The following is a 22,162-nucleotide window of genomic DNA, read 5'->3' as shown; positions in this document are numbered from 1 at the left end:
TTCCTACCCCTTGAGACTTTTTATATTTTTGATGCTGGTAACCGCTCCACCCTCTTTTTGTCCCTCATGGAGCGGCGGATGTTCAAACGGGCGTTTTTCTCCCGTCAGACTGCACCGGCGGCACGCATGCCGGCGATCTCTTCGTGGGTGTAGCCGAGCGTGGCCAGCACCTCGTCCGTATGCTCGCCCAGGAGCGGCGCGCGCTCGACGGGGACATGGCTTGCGGACAAATGGATGGGGGATCCCACAGTGACATAGGTGCCGCGCTCGGGATGCGGCACCTCCACCAGGAAGCCGCGGTCATAGAGCGCGCGATCCTCCAGGATGTCCTTGGTGGACAGCACCGGGCCGCACGGCACGTCGATGGCCTTCAGGGCGGCCATGACTTCGAACTTGGTGCGCTTCGCGGTCCAGCGCTCGATGATCTCGAAGCACTGGTCGAGCCTGTGGGCCCGCGCCTCGTGGGAGGCGAACTTGGCGTCTTCGATGAGGTCCTTGCGGCCCACCAGCCGCATCAGCGGCGCCCAGCCCTGGGGCTGGATGATGACGTAGCAATAATCGTTCTCGCCCCCCGGCGCGCAGCGCAGGGCGGCACCCGGCTGGCCGCCGCCGGAGCAGTTGCCCGCCCGCGGGACGCATTCCCCGTCCGGGGCGCCGGGATATTCGGTGAGCGGCCCGGCGCCAAGGCGCTGCTGGTCGCGCAGCTTCACGCGCAGAAGGTTCACCACGCAGTCCTGCATGGCCACGTCCACCTTCTGGCCTTCGCCGCTGACGGTGCGCTGGTAAAGCGCCGCGAGGATGCCGGTGACGCAATGGATGCCGGTGCCGGTATCGCCGATCTGGGCGCTGGAGGCGGTGGGCGGGCCGGAGCGCCAGCCGGTGGTGCTCATGGCGCCGCCCATGGCCTGGGCGATGGTCTCATAAGCCTTCGCATCCACGCCGGCGCCCTCCGCGAAGCCGCGGATGGAGGCATAGATGAGACGCGGGTTGCGGGCGCGGACGGCCTCGTAGCCGAAGCCCTGCCGATCCAGCACGCCGGGGCCGAAATTCTCCACCAGCACGTCGCAGGCGTCGATCAGGCGGCCCATGGCCTCCTGGCCCTGCGGCGTCTTGATGTTGATGGTGACGCTCCGCTTGTTGGCGTTCAGCATCGTGAAGTAAAGGCTGTCCACATTGGACTTGTCCCGCAGTTGCGAACGGGTGATGTCCCCGCGCCGCGGCATCTCAACCTTGATGACCTCTGCCCCCAGCCACGCAAGAAGTTGCGTCGCGGACGGGCCGGACTGCACGTGCGTCATGTCCAGGACGCGCACGCCGTCGAGCGCCTTGCCCATGCATCCACTCCCGGATTTCCCTGCCCTGATTTGCGGAGCCGCCGGTCTGCGCCGGCTTGCCGTTCGCTGGGTTACCGGCTTTCACCGGCTTGCCATTCGCTGGGTTGCCGGCGGTCGCCGGCGCGCCATGTTCTGGAACACCGGCTTTGCCGGATTCTCTTTTGCGGGTTTGCCGGCTTCTGCCGGCGGGGGACTGGACCCTGAGGGCGTGGTCCGCGGTACTTTTGTGTACTGAATTACGTATGCCAGATACAAAATGTAGCACCGTCATTCGGTCCCCGCAATCCCTTTGCGTGAGGACTCACCTAAGGGCGGCGAGACCTGCTTCCATGCCGGCGCTGACCGGCTCGCGCAGGGCCGCTTCCTCTTCCTTGAGGTAGTGGCGCATGAGATCGGTGGCGCTGATGACGCCGACGAGGTTGTAATCCTCGATCACCGGCAGGTGGCGCACCTGGTGCTCCACCATCAGCCGCAGCACCGTCTCGATGCTGTCGGCCAGAGCGCAACTGATAACGTCCCGCTTCAGCAGGCTGGCGAGAACCATCTTGGGCGTATTGGCGCCGTGCTCCAGCACCGCGCGGGTGACATCGCGCTCGGAAAAGACTCCGACCACGGTGTTGCCTTCTGTGCCGCACACGTCCTTGACGATGACGGAGGAGATATTCTCCCGCTTCATCACCAATACGGCGTCAGCCACGGTTTCATGCATGCGCAAGGTAATAATGCGGGTATCGCGCTTGGCCCGCAGCATGTCGTCAACGGTCATCATCGGCGTTCTCCCTGGATCGAGCGCACGCTGAACCCTTGCCATGCAAGCGGTTCGGATGGCGCATCCTCGACTAAACGTTCAAACGGATTCACCGATCAGGGCGGCTTGACCTGATCGGACCCGGCCCTGTGTTCGCCGTCACGGGCGGGGCTTGGGCCAAACAGGCCGCCCCGTCTTCTGGGAGAGATGCTGGTATTCAAAATACATTCTGTCAACGCGCAACGCGGCAGGAACCGACCCATATCTTTGCTGCACCGCAATGCAACTGGACAGCAGGTGCGGCATTGCTTGCCACCTGCAATCATGCTGCCATTCGATATGATGTATATGGTGGGCAAAGGCGGGAATCACGCGGCGCCGGTCCGGCGAACCTGATCAGCCAGGGGCGAAAGGGTGCGATGACGTACCAGGATATCAACGTGAAGCCGATCGAGACCGAATCGAGCTTCCGCATGAAGGCGTACAAGGCGCTGAAGGCGGCCATCATGGAGATGGACATCTACAGCCACCCCGAGGAGATCCGCCTCGAGGAACGCCAGCTCTCCGAACGGCTCGGCGTCTCGCGCACGCCGATTCGCGAGGCCATGACCCTGCTGGAGCAGGAGGGCTTCGTGCGCTCCGTGCCCCGCCGCGGCATCTTCGTGGTGCGCAAGACCAAACGGGAGGTGATCGAGATGATCACCGTCTGGGCGGCGCTGGAGAGCATGGCCGCCCGGCTCGCCTGCGAGCGGGCCAGCGAGGCGGAGATCCGCCTGCTGCGCGAGAACGTCCGCGCTTTCGCCAACCGCGACCCGGAAGAATATGTCTCGGAATATTCCGAGGCGAACCTTGCCTTCCACAAGCTCATCATCCGCATGTCCGGATGCCAGCTCATCGCCGAGACCACGGAAAACCTGTTTCCGCACATGCGCGGGGTGCGCAAGGTCACCATCGGCCAGGACCACCGCGCCCAGCGCTCCATCGTGGACCACACCCGCATCGTGGAAGCCATCGAGAAGCGCGACCCGGACCTTGCCGAGCGCCTGGTGCGCGAGCACACCATGGGCCTCGCCCGCCACGTGTCAGAGCACGGCAACTTCCTGGACTGAGCGGCCCCCCACGCAAACAAAAAGGCCGGCGCTTGCGCCGGCCTTTTGCATATCTGGCGAAGGCCCGTCAGGCTGCCTTGTGCTTGCCGATCATCTCGACGAAGCGGTCGAAGAGATAATGGCTGTCCTGCGGGCCGGGGCTCGCCTCGGGGTGGTACTGCACCGAGAACACCGGCCGGTCGGCCAGGGCGATGCCGGCATTCGACCCATCGAACAGGGAGACATGGGTCTCCACCGCATTCTTCGGCAGGGTCTCGCGATCCACCGCGAAGCCGTGGTTCATGGAGGTGATCTCCACCTTGCCGGTGGTGAGGTCCTTGACCGGATGGTTCGCGCCGTGGTGGCCCTGGTGCATCTTCACCGTGCGCCCGCCCACCGCGAGGCCGATCATCTGGTGGCCGAGGCAGATGCCGAAGGTGGGCACGCCGGTCTCGATGATCCGGCGGATCACAGGCACCGCATATTCCCCGGTGGCCGCCGGATCGCCGGGGCCGTTGGAGAGGAACACGCCGTCCGGCCGGAGGGACAGGATATCCTCGGCGGAGGTGGTGGCGGGCACCACGGTCACCTTGCAGCCGGCGCGGGCGAGCAGGCGCAGGATGTTGCGCTTCACGCCATAGTCCACCGCCACCACGTGGTGGCGGGGCGCGGCCTGGTGGCCGTAGCCCTTTTCCCATTCCCAGGTGGTCTCGTCCCAGCCGAAGCGCTGGGCCGAGGTGACGCCGGGCACGAGGTCCATGCCGACCAGCCCGGGCCAGGCCCGCGCCTGCGCCTTCAGCGCCTCGATGTCGAAGACGCCGTCGGCGGCATGGGCGATGACCGCGTTGGGCATGCCCGCCTCGCGGATGAGGGCGGTGAGCGCGCGGGTGTCGATGCCGGTGATGCCGGGAATGCCGCGCGCCTTGAGCCATTCATTCAGGTGGCGGGTCGCGCGATAGTTGGAAGGCTCGGTGACGGCGGTGCGCAGCACCACGCCGCGCACGCCGGAGGCGGCGGCCATGGACACCGTCTCGATGTCGTCCTCATTGGTCCCCACATTACCGATGTGCGGGAACGTGAAGGTGATGATCTGGCCCGCATAGGAGGGATCGGTGAGGATCTCCTCATAGCCGGTGATGGCGGTGTTGAAGCACACCTCGCCGGCCAGGCGGCCTTCGGCGCCGATGCCGAAGCCTTCGAGGACCGTGCCGTCCGCGAGGACGAGGACGGCGGTGGGCCGAGGCTCGCTCCAGCCTTCGGCGGAGGGGCGCGCATCCCGGCCTTCGGCCGGCGCGGTCGGGGCGTGGTCTTGTTCGTTGGTCATGGATCGCCTAGATAGAGCCTCGCGCGTCGCGTTTCCAGCGTCCCGCGCCGAATTTGTGCGGCGCGGCGCCGGACGGTCGAGGGACCGGGGAGGAAACGAGCCTCCGCAGGCTGGTGTTCCTGAGGGAGCCGAAGGCTTGCGGCCGGGCAGGTCCAGCCCCTTTGCTCCACCCGCCACCCCGGCCCGCCCGCTGATCCATTCCTTCTTTCAATCTAAGGACGACGTTCCGTGCTTCGCGATGACATCAACACGGCGCTTAAAGAGTCGCTGAAGGCCCAGGACAAGCGCCGCACCGGCACGCTCCGGCTGATCAACGCCGCGCTCAAGGACCGCGACATCGAGCAGCGCGGCCACGGCAAGGACCCCCTCACCGACGACGAGCTGCGCGCCCTGCTGGCCAAGATGGTCAAGCAGCGCGAGGAAAGCGCCAGGATCTACGAGGAGAACGCCCGCCCCGAACTCGCCGAGCAGGAGCGCGAGGAAATCACCTATATCCAGGCCTTCCTGCCGCAGCAGCTCTCGGAAGCCGACACCCGCGCCGCCATCAAGGCCGTGATCGCGGAGATCGAGGCCAAGGGCATCAAGGACATGGGCCGCACCATGGCGGTGCTGAAGGAGCGCCACGCCGGCGCCATCGACTTCGGCAAGGCCTCCAGCTGGGTGAAGGAAGCCCTCACCGCCGCCGGCTGAGCCGTTCGCCGGCGGGTGTCGCCCGCCGGCTTCCGCCGCTCTTCCCCGAAGTCACGAGCCCGGTCAGCCCCGGCGCGTCCAGATCTCGCCGTCCACGCCCGGCGGCAGGTCCGGCATGTCCGCGGCGATGAAGACAGGCTCCACGCCGGCCTTGCGCTTGGCGAGATAGTCCTGCGCCAGCCGCACCACCGTGCCCGACAACAGCACGATGGCCACGAGGTTGATGGAGGCCATGAGCCCCATGGAGGCGTCGGCCGCGTTGAACACGGTGGCGACGCTCTGCACCGCGCCCCACACCACCATGGCGAGCACGGCCAAGCGCAGGAGCACCACTCCGGACACATGGCCGTGGCCGAGGAACACCAGCGCATTCTCCGCGTAGGAATAGTTGCCGATGATGGAGGTGAAGGCGAAGAAGAAGATGGCGATGGCGACGAAATAGCGTCCCAGCCCGCCCACATGGGCCTCCAGCGCCGCCTGGGTGAGCTGCGTTCCGGTCAGCGTCCCCAGCTCCACGCCCGACAGCAGGATGAGCAGCGCGGTGGCGGTGCAGATGACGATGGTGTCGATGAACACGCCCAGCGACTGCACGAAGCCCTGGCTCACGGGATGGTGCGGATCGGGCGTCGCCACGGCGGCGATGTTGGGCGCGCTGCCCATGCCGGCCTCGTTGGAGAACAGGCCGCGCTTCACTCCGTTGAGCATGGCCGCGGCCACCGCCCCCGAGACGCCGCCCGCGGCGGGCTCAAGGCCGAAGGCGCTGCCGACGATATGGGCCAGCATGCCCGGAACCGCGCCGAGATGGGTCACGAGCGCGTAGAGCGCGAGGGCCACATAGGCCAGCGCCATGAACGGCACCACCAGTTCGGCGGTGCGCGCGATGGCGGCGATGCCGCCGAAGATGATGACCCCCGACAGCGCAGCAATGACGAGGCCGGTGCCGAGCTTGGGCACGCCGAAAGCGCCCTGCATGGCGTCGGCGATGGAATTGGCCTGCACGGCATTGAAGACCAGGCCGAAGGAGAGGATGAGGCAGACCGAGAACACCCCGCCGGCCCACGGCGCCTTCAGCCCCCGCGCGATGTAGAAGGCGGGACCGCCGCGATAGCGGCCCTGATCATCCTTCACCTTGTAGAGCTGGGCGAGGGTGCTCTCGGCAAAGGCGGTGGCCATGCCGAGGGCCGCCACCACCCACATCCAGAAGATGGCGCCGGGCCCGCCAAGGGTGAGCGCCACGGCGACGCCGGCGATGTTGCCGGTGCCCACCCGCGAGGCGAGCGAGGTGCACAGGGCCTGAAAGGGCGTGATGCCGGACTTGTCGGTGGCATCCGACCGCAGCACGGAGCGCAGCATCTCCGGAAAATGCAGGATCTGGATGAGGCGCAGGCGGAAGGTGAAATACACGCCCACCGCCAGCAGGCCGTAGATGAGGATGTAACCCCAGAACACCGTGTTCAGGAAATCGATCAGTGCGTCCATTGCGCCCCCCGCCCCGTGCAACGCCACCGTGCACCGGTCAAGCTAGCGGCGGGTGGCCATGGGGTCCACAGGGATCGGCAGCGGAGCGCCCTGCGCCGCCACGTCATGCCGTGATGTGGATAGCGAGGATTCCCCTCCCAGGCTGCAGTCTCGTTCTGCCCCCCGAACACGCAGCGCTTTACAAGCGAGGGTCTGCCTCCCACTGTTGCAGGCCGTGTCCTGCGGCGCCCGTGATGTGGCTACGGCGGCCTCACGCGCCATCGCCGCGACCACCCGCCGACGATCCGACCGACGAGGCACAGACCAGGCCATATGCGCTTCCCGCCCGCCTTCCTCGACGAGATCCGTGCCCGCCTTCCCGTGTCGGAGGTGGTGGGCCGGCGCGTCAAGCTGAAGAAGCAGGGGCGCGAGTTCGCCGGCCTCTCCCCCTTCAATGCTGAGAAGACGCCGTCCTTCTTCGTCAACGACCAGAAGGGCTTCTACCACTGCTTCTCCTCCGGCAAGCACGGCGACGTGTTCGACTTCCTGATGGAGACGGAGGGCGTGCCCTTCGGCGAGGCGGTGGAGCGGCTCGCGTCCATGGCCGGCCTGCCGCTGCCGCAGGAGACCCCCGAGGCCGCCGCCAAGGAGCGCCGCCGCCACACCCTGTTCGAGGTCATGGCGCTGGCCGCCCGGCATTTCGAGGAGACGCTGCAATCGCGCCTCGGCGCCAAGGCGCGGGGCTACCTTGCCGACCGGGAGCTGGGCGCCGCCACCCAGAAGCGATTCGGCCTCGGCTATGCCGCCGGCGAGCGCTTCCGCCTGAAGGAGGCCCTGGGCAAGGCCGGCGTGCCGGTGGAGGACATGGTGGAAGCCGGCCTGCTGATCGCCGGCGACGACATCCCCGTGCCCTACGACCGCTTCCGCGACCGGGTCATGTTCCCCATCACCGACCTCAAGGGCCGCATCGTCGGCTTTGGCGGGCGGGCGCTGGAGAAGGATGTTCCGGCGAAATACCTCAATTCCCCGGAAACGGTGCTCTTCCACAAGGGATCGCTGCTCTATAACGGCGCCGCCGCCCGCACCGCCGCCCAGTCGGGGGCGCGGGTGATCGCGGTGGAAGGCTATGTGGACGTGATCGCCATGGCCGAGGCCGGCTTCGGCGCCACCGTGGCCCCGCTGGGCACGGCGCTGACCGAGGAGCAATTGCAATTGCTCTGGCGCATGTCGGAAGAGCCCCTGCTGCTGTTCGACGGCGACAAGGCCGGCCGCCGCGCCGCCCATCGCGCCATCGACCTCGCCCTGCCGCACCTCAAGGCCGGCCGCAGCCTCGCCTTCGCCACCCTGCCGGACGGCCAGGACCCCGACGACCTCATCCGCCGCTCCGGCCGCGAGGCCATGGAAGCGGTGCTCGCCCAGGCGCGGCCCCTGGTGGCGGAATTGTGGGCGCGCGAGAGCGAGACCGCCACCCTCGACACGCCGGAGCGCCGCGCCGGCCTGGAGGCCCGCCTCGGCGAGGTGGTCTCCGCCATCGCCGACGAGACGGTGCGCAAGCACTACCGCCAGGAATTGCTCAGCCGCTTCAACGCCCTGGTTTCCCCGCAGGATCGCGCGCCGGCCCGGGTCCGGCGGGAGGGCTGGAAGGAGGGCTGGCAGCCGTCCGGCGGCCGCCGCGGCGCGTCCCTGCCCCCGCCTCTGGTACCGCGCGGCACCGAGATCGCGCGCAGCGCGCTGGTGCGCGGGCCCATGGCGACCCTGCCGCGCAACGAGGCGCTGCTGCTGTTCTGCCTCATAAATCACACTTTCCTGCTGGACGAAGCGGATGAGGACGTGGCAAGCCTGCCGCTGGCCAACCCGGAGGCGGATCGCCTGCGCCGCATCCTGATCGACGCCCACCTCGAAGGTGCCGATGCCGAGGCCCTGGCCGAGCGCCTGGGGCAGGCGGATATCGACGCCCTCACCCGCCGGGTGAAGGCATTCGCCAACCCCCGGCACGATTGGCCGGCATATCCAGACACCGCTTCCAGCGATGTCCGGCTCTGGTGGCATCAGCGCACGGCCTTGCATCGCAAGGCCCACGCGCTATCTAGAGAGTTGAAGGAGGCCGAGCGCAGCCTGGGGGAAGATCCCAGTGAAGCCAATTTTGCCTGGCTTCGGGACGTCCGCGAGCGCCTTTCGGCGCTGGACGGAACCGAGGCACTGGTGGAAGGCTTTGGTGCGTCATCCGGCCGGAGTGCAGTGCGCTCCCTTTGAACCCGCCGTGCTCCTGGAACGGATGTCCTGGAACAGGCGGGGTTCAAAGGTGGGCTACGGCACTCTTTCTCGCGATCCGGTCGTCGGCCCCATGGTGGCCATGTCGGTGAGCGAATTGGAATGAAAGGGAGCCTAACGCATCAACCATAGGGGTTGGAAGTGCGTTCAGGCTGGTTTAACGGGATGGCGTCAAAAAAGCCGCTCCCGGGCGCAAAGGCAAAAGGTGGCACGGCCGAGGCGCCGCGCCGCCGTTCTGCTGTTGGCACTCAGCAGGATCCGCAGGAGAAGTCCATGGCGAAGCAGTCTTCCGAAGCGACCGAGGCTCCCGAGAAGGAGACCGACGCGCCCGACGGGCCGTTGCTCGACCTCTCCGACGCCGCCGTCCGGAAGATGATCAAGAATGCCAAGCGCCGGGGCTATGTGACCTACGAGCAGCTCAATGAGGTGATGCCTTCCGAGGAAGTCACCTCCGAGCAGATCGAGGACACCCTCGCCATGCTCAACGACATGGGCATCAACGTCATCGAGGCCGAGGAAGCCGAGGCCGAGGAGGGCGCTGAGGAAACCGAGACCGCCGAGGAGCCCGAGGAGGCCGAGGGCGGCGAGCTGACCGAGCCGGCCCCGCGCGCCGTCGCGCGTTCCGAGACCAAGTCCGAGCCCGCCGAGCGCACCGACGATCCGGTGCGCATGTACCTGCGCGAGATGGGCTCGGTGGAGCTGCTCTCCCGCGAGGGCGAAATCGCCATCGCCAAGCGCATCGAGGCCGGCCGCGAGGCCATGATCGCCGGCCTGTGCGAGAGCCCGCTGACGTTCCAGGCCATCATCATCTGGCGCGACGAACTCACCGAAGGCCGCGTCCTGCTGCGCGACATCATCGACCTCGAGGCCACCTACGCCGGCCCCGAGGGCAAGAACCCGCCCGCAGCCCTCGGCGAGGAGGCCGCCCTGGCCCCCGAGGCGGGCGAGGACGGCCTGCTGGGCGACGCCCCCGGTCCCGAGGGTGACGACGACGACATGGAGAACTCCATGTCGCTCGCCGCCATGGAAGCGGAGATCAAGCCGAAGGTGCTGGAAACCTTCGACCGCATCGCCTCCTCCTACACCAAGCTGCGGCGCCTGCAGGACCAGAACGTCGAATCCAAGCTGAAGAACGAGACGCTTTCGCCGGCGCAGGAGCGCAAGGCGAAGAAGCTGAAGGAAGACCTTGTCGGCGACGTGAAGAGCCTGTCCCTCAACCAGGCCCGCATCGACGCCCTGGTGGAGCAGCTCTACGAGATCAACAAGCGTCTCGTCGGGCTGGAGGGGCGCCTGCTGCGCCTCGCCGACAGCTATGGCGTGACCCGCGACGACTTCCTGAAGAACTACATGGGCGCGGAGCTGGACCCCAAGTGGGTGCTGCGCGTGTCCAAGCTCGGCACCAAGGGCTGGAAGGGCTTCGTCGGCCACGAGAAGGATACCATCCACGAGATCCGCGGCGACATCCACGCGCTGGCCACCGAGACCGGGCTGGAGATCGCCGAGTTCCGCAAGATCGTGCAGATGGTGCAGAAGGGCGAGAAGGAAGCCCGCCAGGCCAAGAAGGAAATGGTGGAGGCCAACCTGCGCCTCGTCATCTCCATCGCCAAGAAGTACACCAACCGCGGCCTGCAGTTCCTGGACCTGATCCAGGAGGGCAACATCGGCCTGATGAAGGCGGTGGACAAGTTCGAGTACCGGCGCGGCTACAAGTTCTCCACCTATGCCACCTGGTGGATCCGGCAGGCCATCACAAGGTCCATCGCCGATCAGGCGCGGACCATCCGCATCCCCGTGCACATGATCGAGACGATCAACAAGATCGTGCGCACGAGCCGGCAGATGCTGCACGAGATCGGCCGCGAGCCCACTCCGGAGGAGTTGGCCGAGAAGCTCGGCATGCCGTTGGAGAAGGTGCGCAAGGTGCTGAAGATCGCCAAGGAGCCCATCTCCCTCGAAACGCCCATCGGCGACGAGGAGGATTCGCACCTGGGCGACTTCATCGAGGACAAGAACGCCATCCTGCCCATCGACGCGGCGATCCAGAGCAATCTTCGCGAGACCACGACGCGGGTGCTGGCCTCGCTCACGCCGCGCGAGGAGCGGGTTCTGCGCATGCGCTTCGGCATCGGCATGAACACGGACCACACGCTGGAAGAGGTGGGCCAGCAGTTCTCGGTGACCCGCGAGCGTATCCGCCAGATCGAGGCGAAGGCGCTGCGCAAGCTCAAGCACCCCTCGCGCTCGCGCAAGCTGCGGTCGTTCCTCGACAATTGAGCGGGCGGCATATCTGATCGGAAAAGGCGGCCCAAGGGTCGCCTTTTCTTTTGGAGCGTTTTCTTTTAGCGCGCCGGCACCTCCAAGGCCTGCCTCAGCTGCTCTCGCGCTCGATCAGTTCGAAGCCCAGATCGATGGCCGGCTCGGCGCGGCAGTCGCCGTCCATGAGATCCACGAGCCGGTGCGCCGCCGCCTCCCCCACCCTGGCCCGCGGAGTGCGGATGGAGGTGAGGCGCGGCGCCATGTGGGCCGAGAGCGGCAGGTCGTTGAAGCCCACCACGGCGACCCGGCCGGGAATGGGGATCTGCCGTCGCGTTGCCTCGAAGATGGCGCCCTGGGCGAGATCGTCGTTGCAGAAGAAGATGCCGTCGATGTCGGGATAGGCGTCCAGAAGGCGCACGAACAGCTCACCGCCGAGGGCCACCGACGACGGCTCGGGCACCGAGAGCCACACCGGGGGCCGCACCTCGCGCTGCCCCGCCAGCACCCGCTGGAAGCCGAGCCCGCGTTCCAGCGCGCGCGGATCAAGCTGGGCGGCCACATAGGCCAGATGACGCCGCCCCCGGGCCAGCAGGTGACGGGCCACCGCCGCGCCGGACTCCTCCTGCGAGAAGCCGACGCTGTGAAGCCCCGTCTCCCGGCTCAGCTCCATCATGTAGACGACGGGAATGCCGCTCGCCTTCAGCAGGCTGCGCGTGGCCGGCGTCTGCTCCAGACCGGTCAGCAGGATGCCGCGCGGCTGGTAGGCCAGATAGTTGCGGACAAGCTTCTCCTCCTCTTCCGGCGAATAGTGGAAATTGCCGATCAGCACCTCCAGGCCGCGCGGCATGAGCACGTCGTGGATCGCCTCCAGCGTGTCGATGAAGAGCAGGTTGGAGAGGGAGGGAATGAGCACCGCCACCGCATCGCTGTGGGCGGAAGCCAGGGTACGTGCAGCCGGATTGGCCACATAATTGAGCGCCGCCGCCGCCTCCCGCACCCGCTTTGCCAGATCTGGATCGACGCTTGCGATGCCCCGCAGCGCACGTGACGCGGTGATCGGCGAGACGCCGGCGATCCGGGCCAGCTCGGCAAGGGTGGGGCGACCGCTGGCACGCGACCCACGGGAGGAGCCACCGGACGATCCGCTCGAAGACCGTTGGGACATGGACGCGTTTTTCCGCTTGATAGCCGCTGCCGACAGCGCATAAGATAACGCTATCTTGACGGCATCAAGCAAGAAACTTGCGCGCTCCACAGGAAGGGGAGCGCTATGTCGTTGGAAGTTAAGGACGTACTCGATTTAAGGTCAATGGCCCGAGGACGCATGGCAGCTATGCTTCCGGCCATCAAAGACAGCGCTATCTTACGAAGCGCGCGACACCGCCCAGGGGGCGCGGGGGAGACGGAGATGGGCGACAGCATTGCAGCCCTGGTGGTGATGGGGGTTTCGGGCTGCGGCAAGAGCAGCGTCGGCGCGGCCGTCGCCGAGCTTGCCGGCGTGCGCCTGATCGAAGGCGACAGCTTCCATCCCGCCGGCAACATCGCCAAGATGTCGGCTGGCATTCCCCTCGACGACGACGACCGCGCCGGATGGCTGGCGCGCCTCGGCGAGGAGATGGCGCGCACCCTCAGTGAGGGCGCGGCACCGGTTCTCACCTGCTCGGCGCTGAAGCTGAAATATCGCGACGCCCTGCGCGCCGCGGTCCCACGCCTCGGCTTCGTCTTCCTTGATCTGACACGGGAAATGGCGGCCCGCCGGGTGGCCGAGCGACCCGGGCACTTCATGCCCGCCAGCCTGATCGACAGCCAGTTCGCGGCGCTGGAGCGCCCCTCCGCGGAGGCCCTGACCCTCACCCTCGACGCCACGCGCCCCCTGTCCGAGATGGCCGACCAGGTGGTGGCATGGTGGCGCGTCCCTGTGGCGCTGGCCGCGGACGCGCAGCAGGTCCCAGGTTCCACTCTTCATCAGCAGACCGTCTAACCCCCTCCCCCCGCCCCAATCCGGGATCGCTGGCGCGCGCCACGGCTCGCGCCCGCAAGATAGCGCTATCTCACCCTGCGTCAGCTGAGCGTCCTCACCTCCCGCATGCCGGGGCGAGCGGACCTGCGGGCGGTATTTTTCCACTGATCTTGAAGACCATTGCGAGGAACCCATGCTGGGCATGAGCAAGGACACATTTCTACTGGTCGACGCGGCGGTGACCATCATCGGCCTCATCGTCCTCATCACCCGCTTCAAGGTTCACCCGTTCGTGGCGCTGATCCTGGCCGCGGGCTTCCTGGGCCTCAGCTCCGGCATGCCGGTGGACCTCATCATGAAGTCGTTCCAGGACGGCTTCGGCGGCGTGCTCGGCTTCGTCGGCATCGTGCTGGGCCTTGGCACCATGCTGGGCAAGCTCATGGCCGAATCGGGCGGCGCGGACCAGATCGCCCAGACCCTCATCGACGCCTTCGGCAAGCAGCGCGTGCATTGGGCCATCATGCTCGCCGCGTTCCTGGTGGGCATTCCGCTGTTCTTCGAGATCGGCTTCGTGCTGCTCATCCCCCTGGTCTTCGTGGTGGCAAGCCGCACCGGCGTGTCCCTGGTGAAGGTGGGCATCTCGCTCTTGGCGGGCCTCTCGGCGGTGCATGGCCTGGTGCCGCCCCATCCCGGCCCGCTGCTGGCGGTGGGCGTGTTCGGCGCCGATATCGGCAAGACCATCTTCTACGGCCTCATCGTCGGCCTTCCCGCCGCCGCCATCGCCGGCCCCATGTTCGGCGCGTTCATTTCAAGGCGCATTCCCGGCCACGCCTCGCCGGAACTGGTCGCCCAGTTCGTGCAGGATACCCGCACCCACACCCTGCCCGGCTTCGGCGTCACCCTCGCCACCATCCTGCTGCCGGTGGTGCTGATGCTGCTGAAGGCCTTCGCCGACGTGACCTTCGCCGCCGGCCATCCGGTGCGCTCCTGGCTGGACCTCATCGGCCACCCCATCACCGCCCTGCTCGCCGCTCTGCTGCTGTCGCTCTACACCTTCGGCAGCGCCCGCGGCTTCTCCCGCGAGGTCATCGGCAAGCATCTCAACGACAGCCTGCTGCCGGTGGCGGGCATCATCCTCATCGTCGGCGCGGGCGGCGGCTTCAAGCAGATGCTGGTGGCGAGCGGGGTGGGCGATGTCATCGGCCACATGGCGGTGCAGGCCCACGTGAACCCCATCCTGCTCGCCTGGCTGGTGGCCGCGGTGATCCGCGTGGCCACCGGCTCCGCCACGGTGGCGACCATCACCGGGGCCGGCATCGTCGCTCCGGTCCTCGCGCTCACCCCCGGGGTCAACCGCGAGCTGCTGGTGCTGGCCACCGGCGCCGGCTCGGTGGTGCTCTCCCATGTCAACGACGCCGGCTTCTGGCTGGTGAAGCAGTATTTCAACATGACGGTGGAAGAAACCTTCAAGACCTGGACCGCCATGGAGACGATCCTGTCCGTGGTCGCCCTCGGCCTCATCATGCTTCTGTCGCTGGTGGTGTAGCTCCCCCGCGACAGCGCGCCCGCCGCCGCTTCCCCACGTCCGGCGGCGGGCGTGGTTTTCTTGCGATCCCGAGGATGCCCCGCATCCGGGATCGTCTTCGCTCAGGCGCCGCGCGGGCTGGGCGCGATCCCGAGGATGCTGCGCATCCGGGATCGTCTCGCTCAAGCGCCGCGCGGGCTGGGCTTCAGGGCTGGCGGAAGCGGGCGCGGATGCGCTGGTCCAGTTCGTCGCGTACGGCGCGGTAGGCGTCGAGGCGCTGCTCGCGGTTGCCGGCCTCCCGCGACGGATCGGGCGTGGGCCAATATTCCACGCCCAGGGCGTTGGTGCGGGTCAGTTCCAGCGCGCGGTGGTGGGCGTCCGGCGAGAGGGTGATGGCGAGGTCGAAGCTGAGGCCCTCGTATTCCTCAAGGTCCTCCACGCTCTGCGGCCGATGCTTCTTCACGTCGAGGCCGATTTCGTCCAGCACCGCGGTGACGAAGGGGTCCACATCGCCGGCGATGACGCCGGCCGAAGCCACATAGATGGACTTGCCGAACAGGTGCTTGGCCAACGCCTGCGCCATCACCGAGCGCACCACGTTCTGCCCGCACATGAAGAGAACCGATTGCGGCCGCGCAGAGCGCTGGGGTGCCGCAGGGGGCTCCATGGTCGCTCAGCCTTTCCAGTGCAGGGCACAGATGAGCGTGAACAGGCGCCGCGCGGTGTCGAAATCCAGTTCCACCTTGCCGTCGAGACGCTCGCGCAGCAGCGTCGAGCCCTCGTTGTGGAGCCCGCGCCGGCCCATGTCGATGGCCTCGATCTGGCTCGGCGACGCGGAGCGGATGGCGTTGTAATAGCTCTCGCAGACCAGGAAATAATCCTTCACCACCTTGCGGAAGGGGGTGAGGGAGAGGTGGTGCTGCACCACCTGCTCGCCGCCCTCGCGCTTGATGTCCAGCACCAGCCGGCTTTCCATGAGCGAGATATGCAGCGCATAGGGCCCCTCCCCCGGATCGTTGCACGGGGCGAAGGTGTTGTCCTCGATGAGGTCCCAGATGGCGGTGGCGCGCTCGTGATCGATGTCGGCGCTGGAATGGCCGATGGAGGCGTCGTCGAGCGTGACCGCGCTGAGGCGGGCCGACGGGCGGGCATCCGGCTTGTCGCTCATCGCCACGTCCTTCCGATCATCTGTTGGTGCGGATGGAGACAGACCGCCCGTGGGCATCCAGACGCTCCACCGCCGCAAGGCGGACGGCAGCCGGCCCGAGCTGCTCCAGCGCGCCGGCATCGAGCTTCAGGATCGAGGTGCGCTTCATGAAGTCGAGCACGGACAGGCCCGAGGAGAAGCGCGCCGAGCGGGCGGTGGGCAACACGTGGTTGGTGCCGCCCACATAATCGCCGATGGCTTCCGGCGTGAAGGCGCCGACGAAGATCGCCCCCGCATGCCGCACCTTGGCCGCAAGCTCGTCCGCATTGGCGGCGTGGATCTCCAGGTGCTCGGGTGCGATGCGGTCCACCAGCGGGATCGCCGAGGCCAGGTCCGGCACCAGGATGATGGCACCATGGTCGCGCCACGAGGCCGAGGCGATGGCCACGCGCGGCAGGGTGGCCAGCATGCCCTCCACCGCCTTCTCCACCTGGTCCGCCAGTTCGGGCGAATCGGTGATGAGGATGGACTGGGCTGCGGTGTCGTGCTCGGCCTGGGCGAGCAGGTCGGCGGCGATCCAGTCGGCGCTGGCGTCCCCGTCGGCGAGGATCAGCACCTCGGAGGGGCCGGCCACCATGTCGATGCCCACCTGGCCGAACACCTGCCGCTTGGCCGCCGCCACATAGGCGTTGCCGGGGCCGACGATCTTGTCCACCGGCTGGATGGTCCCGGTGCCATAGGCCAGCGCCGCCACCGCCTGGGCACCGCCCACGCGATAGACCTCGTGCACGCCGGCAAGGCGCGCCGCCGCCAGCACCAAAGGCGCGATCTCGCCATCGGGGGCCGGCACCACCATGACGATGCGCAGAACGCCCGCGACCTGCGCCGGCACCGCATTCATCAGCACGGACGAGGGATAGGCCGCCGTGCCGCCGGGCACATAGAGCCCCACCGCATCCACGCTGGTCCAGCGATGGCCCAGCACCACGCCGGCGGCATCGCGATAGGTGTCGTCCGCCGGCTTCTGCCGGGCGTGATGGGATTCGATGCGCGTCTTGGCGAAGACAAGCGCCTCGCGGGTCTCGTCCGGGATGGAGGCGAGGGCCGCGTCCAGCTCCGCGTCGCTCACGCGCAGGCCCAGCTTTGCCAGGTCCACCCGGTCGAAGGTGCGCGACAGATCGATGAGGGCCTCATCGCCCCGCGCGCGCACGTCGGCGATGATGGTGGCCACCTGTTCCTGCACGTCCACCGAGGCCTCGCGCTTGGAGCCGAGGAAGGTGGTGAAACGCTCGGGAAAATCGGGTTGTTCGGTGATGAGGCGGATCGGCATGCCGCCTTGCTAGAGCAGGTTCGCCCGCGAGGGAAGCCCCGCGGTCACCGTGCCGCGCCGGCAGCGTGTCGCGCCGGCGCCTTTGCGGCTCCGCTCAAGCGGCGGTGCCCTTGGGTTCCGGCACCTCTTCGGGCACCGGATGCCGGGGCGCGTGGGTGCAACCCCAGGCGGGCCCGAGGTCCCGCATGCCGGCCTCGATGCACTCCACCTCAAGCCGCACTTCCGCGCCGCCGGAGAAGGTGAGCAGCACGAAGCCCGAGGGCGTCTCCCCGGGGATGAAGGTGACGGCGAGGAGATTGAGCACGCCGGTGCGGCGCGCCTCCTCCATGTTGCGGCACTTCACGTCGCGCACCCGCTCGAAATGCAGGCCGGTGCGCCGGCGCACGGTCTCGTTGGCGCAGACCTGCTGGTCCCAGTCGAAGCGGTTCAGCACCATGGCGAAGCGCTGCAGGCGCGGCAGGAACCCCATGTCGACCGTCTTCACCACCGCATCCTGGAGATGGGCGGAAAAAATGGCGAGATCCTCGTCGTCGAGGGCGATGAGCTTCAGATTTTCCATGGCGATACTGCCTTTCTGGCATACAGCGCAGATAGCCATCACGCCCCCGGCCTTCAAGGGGCGAGGGTGCCGTTCGGATGCGCCACGGCTCCGCGGGAAGGTGAAACCCGATGCTTCGCCTTTGCCATGGCGTCCCGGCGACTTATAGCTTGCCTGCGCCGGCGCGGGCGGCAGGGGGATGACGGCACCATGAGGATTTTCGGCCCGCTGTGGCGGGGTTCCAAGCGCGCGGTGAAGCTGTTCGCCCTGCTGGTGGCCGCCGTCATCCTCACCATCTTCGTGGTGCGGGCCGTGGACAGCCAGCGCGGTCCGCCGCTGGAGCCGTGGCACACTTTGGTGCCGCCGGAACTCAGCCTCGGCGAACTGGCGACGGCCGACCTTGCCCAATACCTCCAGGCCGAGGACAAGGCGTTCGCCGCCGTGCACGCCGAGGTGACGCAGAAGCTCGACCCCTCCGGGCGCGTGCGCTTTAACCGCTACTTTGACGCCAGCCCCATCTATCCCGGCCGCTTCGCCCAGGATTTCAACCGCACCTTCGTGCTGGAACCGAACGGCGCGCCGGAGGGGGCGGCGGTGTTCCTGCACGGCCTCACCGATTCGCCCTACAGCCACCGTCATCTGGCCAAGCTCTATGCCGATCACGGCTTCATCGCCATCGTGCTGCGCCTGCCGGGCCACGGCACCGTTCCCGGCGCCCTCACCGAGACCGATTACGAGGACTGGATCGCCGCCACCCGCCTTGCCATGCGCGAGGCGCGCCGCCGCGTGGGGCCGGACAAGCCCGTGCATATCGTCGGCTATTCCAACGGCGGGGCGCTGGCGCTCATGCATGCGCTGGACGCGCTGGATGATCCCTCCCTGGTGGCGCCGTCCCGCATCGTGCTGATGTCGCCCATGGTGGGGGTGACGGAGTTCGCGCGCTTTGCCGGCCTCGCCGGCCTGCCGGCCATCTTCCCCGCCTTCGCCAAGGCGGCGTGGCTGAGCCTGATCCCCGAGTTCAACCCCTTCAAATACAATTCATTCCCGGTGCATGCCGCGCGCGAGTCCTTCCTCCTGACGCAGGCGCTGCAGGAGAACATCACCCGCCATTCGCGCTCCGGGCGGCTCTCCGGCCTCGCCCCGGTGCTGACCTTCCAGTCGGTGCTGGACCACACGGTGAGCACCCGCGCGGTGATCGACGAGCTGCATGCCCGCCTCGACGACAATGGCAGCGAGCTGGTGCTGTTCGACATCAACCGCGGCGGACAGTTCGAGGAGCTGCTGACGGTCAATGCCGGCACCGCCCTCTCCCGCCTGCTGCCGCCGGCCCCGCGCCGCTTCCGCACCGCGGTGATCGCCAACGCCTCCACCACCACGCAGGCCATGGAGGTGCGCGAGACCCCGGCCAACGCCACCGAGGAAACCCGGCGCGCGCTCTCGGTCACCTATCCGGAGGATGTCTATTCCCTGTCCCATGTGGCGATCCCGTTCCCGCTCTCCGACGGGCTCTACGGGCTGGAGCCGGACCTTGCCGACAGCTTCGGCATCAGGCTCGGCGACATTGCCGCGCGGGGGGAATTCGGGTCGCTGGTGGTGGGGGTGGACATGCTGGTGCGCATGTCCTCCAACCCCTTCTTTCCTTACCTCTCCGAACGGGTGGCGGCCGGCCTGCCGCCCGCCCGGTAAAGACGCTCAGGCGCCGCGCCGGCTCCTTTGGGGCATACGCTCAAGCGCCGCGCGGGCTCTTTTGGGGCATACGCTCAAGCGCCGCGCCGGCTTGGGTTCACGCCTCCTCCGGGACCGTCTGGCCGGAGAGCAGTTCCGCCACATGGCGGGACGCGGGATGGTGGGCGCAGATGGTGAGGACGGCGATGAGGATCGGCACGCCGATGAAGGCACCGGCGATGCCCCACAGGAAGGCCCAGAAGAACACCGAGAACAGCACCAGGAACGGCGACACCGCCAGCGCCTTGCCGGCCACACGGGGCTCCAGATAGGAGCCGGAGAGGAACTGGATCACGTTCAGGCAGGCGAAGACGAACAGCGCCATCTCCCAGGATTCGAACTGGGCGAGGGCGAACAGGGCCGGCAGCAGCGTCGCCACGAACGGGCCGATGAAGGGGATGTAGTTCATGGCGAAGGCGATGGCGCCCCAGGCGAGCGCCAGTTCCAGCCCGGCGGTGAGCGTGAACACCCACACCACCGCGCCGGTGGCGATGCTCATGAGGGTGCGCACCGCCATGTATTTCTGCAGCTTGGCCGCCGTATCCGCGAGAGCGGCAGGAAGGTGAGGAGCGCGCCCGGTGCGGCCGAGGCGCAGCACCTGGCTCTTGATGGCATCCACTTCCAGCAGGCCGAGCAGCACATAGACGAAGGTGAAGACAAGGAAGCTCGCCAGCCCCTGCAGGCGGCCCGACAGATCCTGGAACGCCCGCAGCAGCCAGCGCACGTCGAAATGCTCGGCCCACAGGCCCGCCAGCACGAAGCCGTGCCCTTCCAGCCATGTGGCGGCCTGGCCATAGAGCACCTGGAAGCGGGCGGTGTTCTGGAACACCCAGGTGGCCACATGGCTGAAGCCCCACACCACCACGGACGACACCCCGCCCACCACCGCCAGGGTGATGACGAGGGTGGCCAACACCGCCAGCAGCTTGGGCAGGCGCGTCTCCAGCAGGGCCTGGAGCGGGTAGACCACGGCGATGACGAATACGGCGAAGGCCACCGGCACGATCAGGGTGTCCGCGACATCGAGGGCGGCAAAGACCAAGATCGCCGCGGCGAGACCGACCAGAAACTTCATGCTGCATCCTTCCCCGAAAGCGGGCCTGCGCCGAATACCTCAGGCGCAACCGGATGGCGAGGGGACGAAGCCGGGCACGGGCGAGCCGCCACGATGCGGCAATGTATGCAACGCGCACAGAGAATGACATTTATGATCAAATATTAGGCTGCACCTGCACGACTCCAACGCACAGGGGCGCGAGGGGTAGCCATCAAGTCATTGATTTCATGAATATCATGGCTTGGCACGCCCATTGCTTGATAGCAGGACGAGTTGGTGGCTAGGGTTCCGGCATCCTGCGGGATGTGCTGGTCCGAGAGCTGCCACTGCTCCGGGAGACATCCGGGGCGGGTGCACGGCGGGATAAAAGCCCGGGAGACCTCAGTGGCCAAGGAATTGGCGGCACTTGGGTTTCCGCCAGTTCCCAATCGTTCGAAACGAAGGGGAATTACATGCACACTGCGTTCTCGTTCTCAGCTCAGCGCCTGAAATCCTTCGCCGCCCGCACCCTCGGCGCCGCCGCCGTGGTGGGCCTTGCCCTCGCCGCCCAGCCGGCCGCCGCCGCGCCCAAGAAAGACTTCAAGGTCGCCTGGTCCATCTATGTGGGCTGGATGCCGTGGGGCTACGCCAACGACGCCGGCATCGTGAAGAAGTGGGCCGACAAATACGGCATCAAGATCGAAGTCGTGCAGTTCAACGACTATGTGGAGAGCATCAACCAGTACACGGCCGGCGCCTTCGACGCCCTCACCGTGACCAACATGGATGCCCTCTCCGTGCCCGCCGCCGGCGGCGTGGACACCACCGCCGTCATCGTCGGCGACTTCTCCAACGGCAACGACGCCGTGATCCTGAAGGGCAAGAAGGAGCTTTCGGCCATCAAGGGCCAGAAGGTGAACCTGGTGGAGTTCTCGGTCTCCCACTACCTGCTCGCCCGCGCCCTTGAGAGCATCAAGCTCAAGGAGCGGGACGTGAAGGTGGTGAACACCTCCGACGCCGACATGGTCGCCGCCTTCAAGACCCGCGACGTGACCTCCGTGGTCACCTGGAACCCGCTGGTGTCCGAGATCCTGGCCGACAAGGCCGCCCACAACGTGTTCGACTCATCCAAGATCCCCGGCGAGATCATGGACCTCATGGTCGCCAACTCGGACACGCTCAAGGACAACCCCGACTTCGGCAAGGCGCTGGCCGGCATCTGGTACGAGACCACGGCCCTCTTCACCGCCGACACCGAGGCGGGCAAGGCAGCGCGGGCCGCCATGGGCAAGGCCTCCGGCTCGGACCTCGCCGGCTTCGACAGCCAGCTCGCCGCCACCAAGCTCTTCGCCAAGGCGTCGGACGCGGTGGCATTCGTGCGCTCCCCCGCCGTGGGCACCACCATGGACCGGGTGCGCACCTTCCTGTTCGAGAAAAACCTGCTCGGCTCCAATGCCAAGTCCGCCGACGCGGTGGGCATCGCGCTGGCCGACGGCAAGGTGCTGGGCGACGCCAAGAACGTGAAGTTCCGCTTCGTCGATACCTGGATGGCGCTCGCCGCCGACGGCAAGCTCTGAGGGTCTCTTCTCCCCCCGTCCGTCCGAAGCCCTCTCCCGCTTGCGGGGGAGGGTTGGGAGGGGGCCTGCCGCCGCCTTTCCCCGTCTTTGACGAGACCGCGCCGGGACACCTGCCACACGGCGCGCCTTGTCCGGAGAACCGCCCCCTCCCCGAC

At 67.5% G+C, this 22,162-nt stretch carries 18 protein-coding genes and 1 riboswitch; of the genes, 8 read left to right on the top strand and 10 right to left on the bottom strand.

From position 1 onward, the window contains the following. Window positions 1-104 precede the first annotated feature (104 nt). Window positions 105-1,334, bottom strand: a complete 1,230-nt coding sequence (gene frc / locus K9U41_RS10785; RefSeq protein ID WP_282640844.1) for a formyl-CoA transferase — start codon at window positions 1,332-1,334, stop codon at window positions 105-107. 301 nt (window positions 1,335-1,635) lie between these two features. After that, window positions 1,636-2,100, bottom strand: a complete 465-nt coding sequence (locus tag K9U41_RS10780) for a CBS domain-containing protein (RefSeq protein ID WP_282640843.1) — start codon at window positions 2,098-2,100, stop codon at window positions 1,636-1,638. 401 nt (window positions 2,101-2,501) lie between these two features. On the opposite strand from K9U41_RS10780, the gene K9U41_RS10775 reads away from it, so the two are divergent. Then, window positions 2,502-3,191, top strand: coding sequence for a GntR family transcriptional regulator (locus K9U41_RS10775; RefSeq protein WP_282640842.1), 690 nt, complete (start codon window positions 2,502-2,504; stop codon window positions 3,189-3,191). A gap of 67 nt (window positions 3,192-3,258) precedes the next feature. Here the strand turns inward: K9U41_RS10775 and carA are convergent, their stop codons facing one another. After that, window positions 3,259-4,494: a glutamine-hydrolyzing carbamoyl-phosphate synthase small subunit gene (carA, locus tag K9U41_RS10770; RefSeq protein ID WP_282640841.1), complete on the bottom strand. Its 1,236-nt coding sequence runs from the start codon at window positions 4,492-4,494 to the stop codon at window positions 3,259-3,261. A gap of 228 nt (window positions 4,495-4,722) precedes the next feature. On the opposite strand from carA, the gene K9U41_RS10765 reads away from it, so the two are divergent. Beyond that, window positions 4,723-5,184 carry a GatB/YqeY domain-containing protein gene (locus K9U41_RS10765; RefSeq protein WP_282640840.1) on the top strand — a complete coding sequence of 154 codons (462 nt, stop codon included), beginning with the start codon at window positions 4,723-4,725 and terminating at the stop codon, window positions 5,182-5,184. A gap of 63 nt (window positions 5,185-5,247) precedes the next feature. Here K9U41_RS10765 and K9U41_RS10760 read toward each other — a convergent pair whose 3' ends face one another. Continuing rightward, window positions 5,248-6,663 carry an alanine/glycine:cation symporter family protein gene (locus K9U41_RS10760; RefSeq protein ID WP_282640839.1) on the bottom strand — a complete coding sequence of 472 codons (1,416 nt, stop codon included), beginning with the start codon at window positions 6,661-6,663 and terminating at the stop codon, window positions 5,248-5,250. 312 nt (window positions 6,664-6,975) lie between these two features. Here K9U41_RS10760 and dnaG point away from each other — a divergent pair, with 312 nt between their 5' ends. Further along, window positions 6,976-8,895, top strand: a complete 1,920-nt coding sequence (gene dnaG, locus K9U41_RS10755) for a DNA primase (RefSeq protein WP_282640838.1) — start codon at window positions 6,976-6,978, stop codon at window positions 8,893-8,895. A gap of 291 nt (window positions 8,896-9,186) precedes the next feature. Continuing rightward, on the top strand, window positions 9,187-11,187 hold the full coding sequence (gene rpoD / locus K9U41_RS10750; protein ID WP_282640837.1) for an RNA polymerase sigma factor RpoD: 2,001 nt from the start codon (window positions 9,187-9,189) through the stop codon (window positions 11,185-11,187). Window positions 11,188-11,281: 94 nt separating this feature from the next. Here rpoD and K9U41_RS10745 read toward each other — a convergent pair whose 3' ends face one another. Further along, the gene (locus K9U41_RS10745) at window positions 11,282-12,334 is read right to left on the bottom strand and encodes a LacI family DNA-binding transcriptional regulator (RefSeq protein ID WP_282640836.1); all 1,053 of its coding nucleotides are present in this window, start codon (window positions 12,332-12,334) and stop codon (window positions 11,282-11,284) included. Between the two features lie 243 nt (window positions 12,335-12,577). Between K9U41_RS10745 and K9U41_RS10740 the strand changes: the two genes are divergently transcribed. Together K9U41_RS10740 and K9U41_RS10735 are read left to right on the top strand one after the other, a co-directional pair. Beyond that, window positions 12,578-13,150, top strand: coding sequence for a gluconokinase (locus K9U41_RS10740; RefSeq protein WP_282640835.1), 573 nt, complete (start codon window positions 12,578-12,580; stop codon window positions 13,148-13,150). 172 nt (window positions 13,151-13,322) lie between these two features. Then, on the top strand, window positions 13,323-14,675 hold the full coding sequence (locus K9U41_RS10735) for a GntP family permease (protein ID WP_282640834.1): 1,353 nt from the start codon (window positions 13,323-13,325) through the stop codon (window positions 14,673-14,675). A 184-nt stretch (window positions 14,676-14,859) separates the two neighbouring features. Here K9U41_RS10735 and K9U41_RS10730 read toward each other — a convergent pair whose 3' ends face one another. The 4 genes from K9U41_RS10730 to K9U41_RS10715 all read right to left on the bottom strand — a co-directional run bounded on the left by K9U41_RS10730 (window position 14,860) and on the right by K9U41_RS10715 (window position 17,690). Continuing rightward, complete coding sequence (locus K9U41_RS10730; protein WP_282640833.1) at window positions 14,860-15,321, bottom strand: low molecular weight phosphatase family protein; 462 nt, start codon at window positions 15,319-15,321, stop codon at window positions 14,860-14,862. 6 nt (window positions 15,322-15,327) lie between these two features. Then, a complete protein-coding gene (locus K9U41_RS10725) occupies window positions 15,328-15,822 on the bottom strand; it encodes a UPF0262 family protein (protein ID WP_282640832.1) in 495 nt (164 codons plus the stop codon). 16 nt (window positions 15,823-15,838) lie between these two features. After that, window positions 15,839-17,131 carry a histidinol dehydrogenase gene (gene hisD / locus K9U41_RS10720; protein ID WP_282640831.1) on the bottom strand — a complete coding sequence of 431 codons (1,293 nt, stop codon included), beginning with the start codon at window positions 17,129-17,131 and terminating at the stop codon, window positions 15,839-15,841. A 94-nt stretch (window positions 17,132-17,225) separates the two neighbouring features. Further along, window positions 17,226-17,690 (bottom strand): DUF2948 family protein, encoded by a 465-nt coding sequence (locus K9U41_RS10715; protein WP_282640830.1) that lies wholly within the window; start codon window positions 17,688-17,690, stop codon window positions 17,226-17,228. 189 nt (window positions 17,691-17,879) lie between these two features. Between K9U41_RS10715 and K9U41_RS10710 the strand changes: the two genes are divergently transcribed. Continuing rightward, entirely contained in the window at window positions 17,880-19,355 is a 1,476-nt protein-coding gene (locus K9U41_RS10710; RefSeq protein ID WP_282640829.1) for an alpha/beta hydrolase, read from the top strand. A 97-nt stretch (window positions 19,356-19,452) separates the two neighbouring features. Here K9U41_RS10710 and K9U41_RS10705 read toward each other — a convergent pair whose 3' ends face one another. After that, window positions 19,453-20,469, bottom strand: a complete 1,017-nt coding sequence (locus tag K9U41_RS10705; protein WP_282640828.1) for an AI-2E family transporter — start codon at window positions 20,467-20,469, stop codon at window positions 19,453-19,455. Between the two features lie 251 nt (window positions 20,470-20,720). Continuing rightward, a riboswitch (guanidine-I (ykkC/yxkD leader) is annotated at window positions 20,721-20,831 on the top strand. A 72-nt stretch (window positions 20,832-20,903) separates the two neighbouring features. Between K9U41_RS10705 and K9U41_RS10700 the strand changes: the two genes are divergently transcribed. After that, window positions 20,904-22,007, top strand: a complete 1,104-nt coding sequence (locus K9U41_RS10700; protein WP_282640827.1) for a putative urea ABC transporter substrate-binding protein — start codon at window positions 20,904-20,906, stop codon at window positions 22,005-22,007. Window positions 22,008-22,162 lie beyond the last annotated feature (155 nt).

It is taken from the genome of Xanthobacter autotrophicus, assembly GCF_029991245.1.
In the GTDB taxonomy this organism is placed as follows: domain Bacteria; phylum Pseudomonadota; class Alphaproteobacteria; order Rhizobiales; family Xanthobacteraceae; genus Xanthobacter; species Xanthobacter autotrophicus_C.
This window is presented reverse-complemented; position numbering and strand designations above follow the sequence as displayed.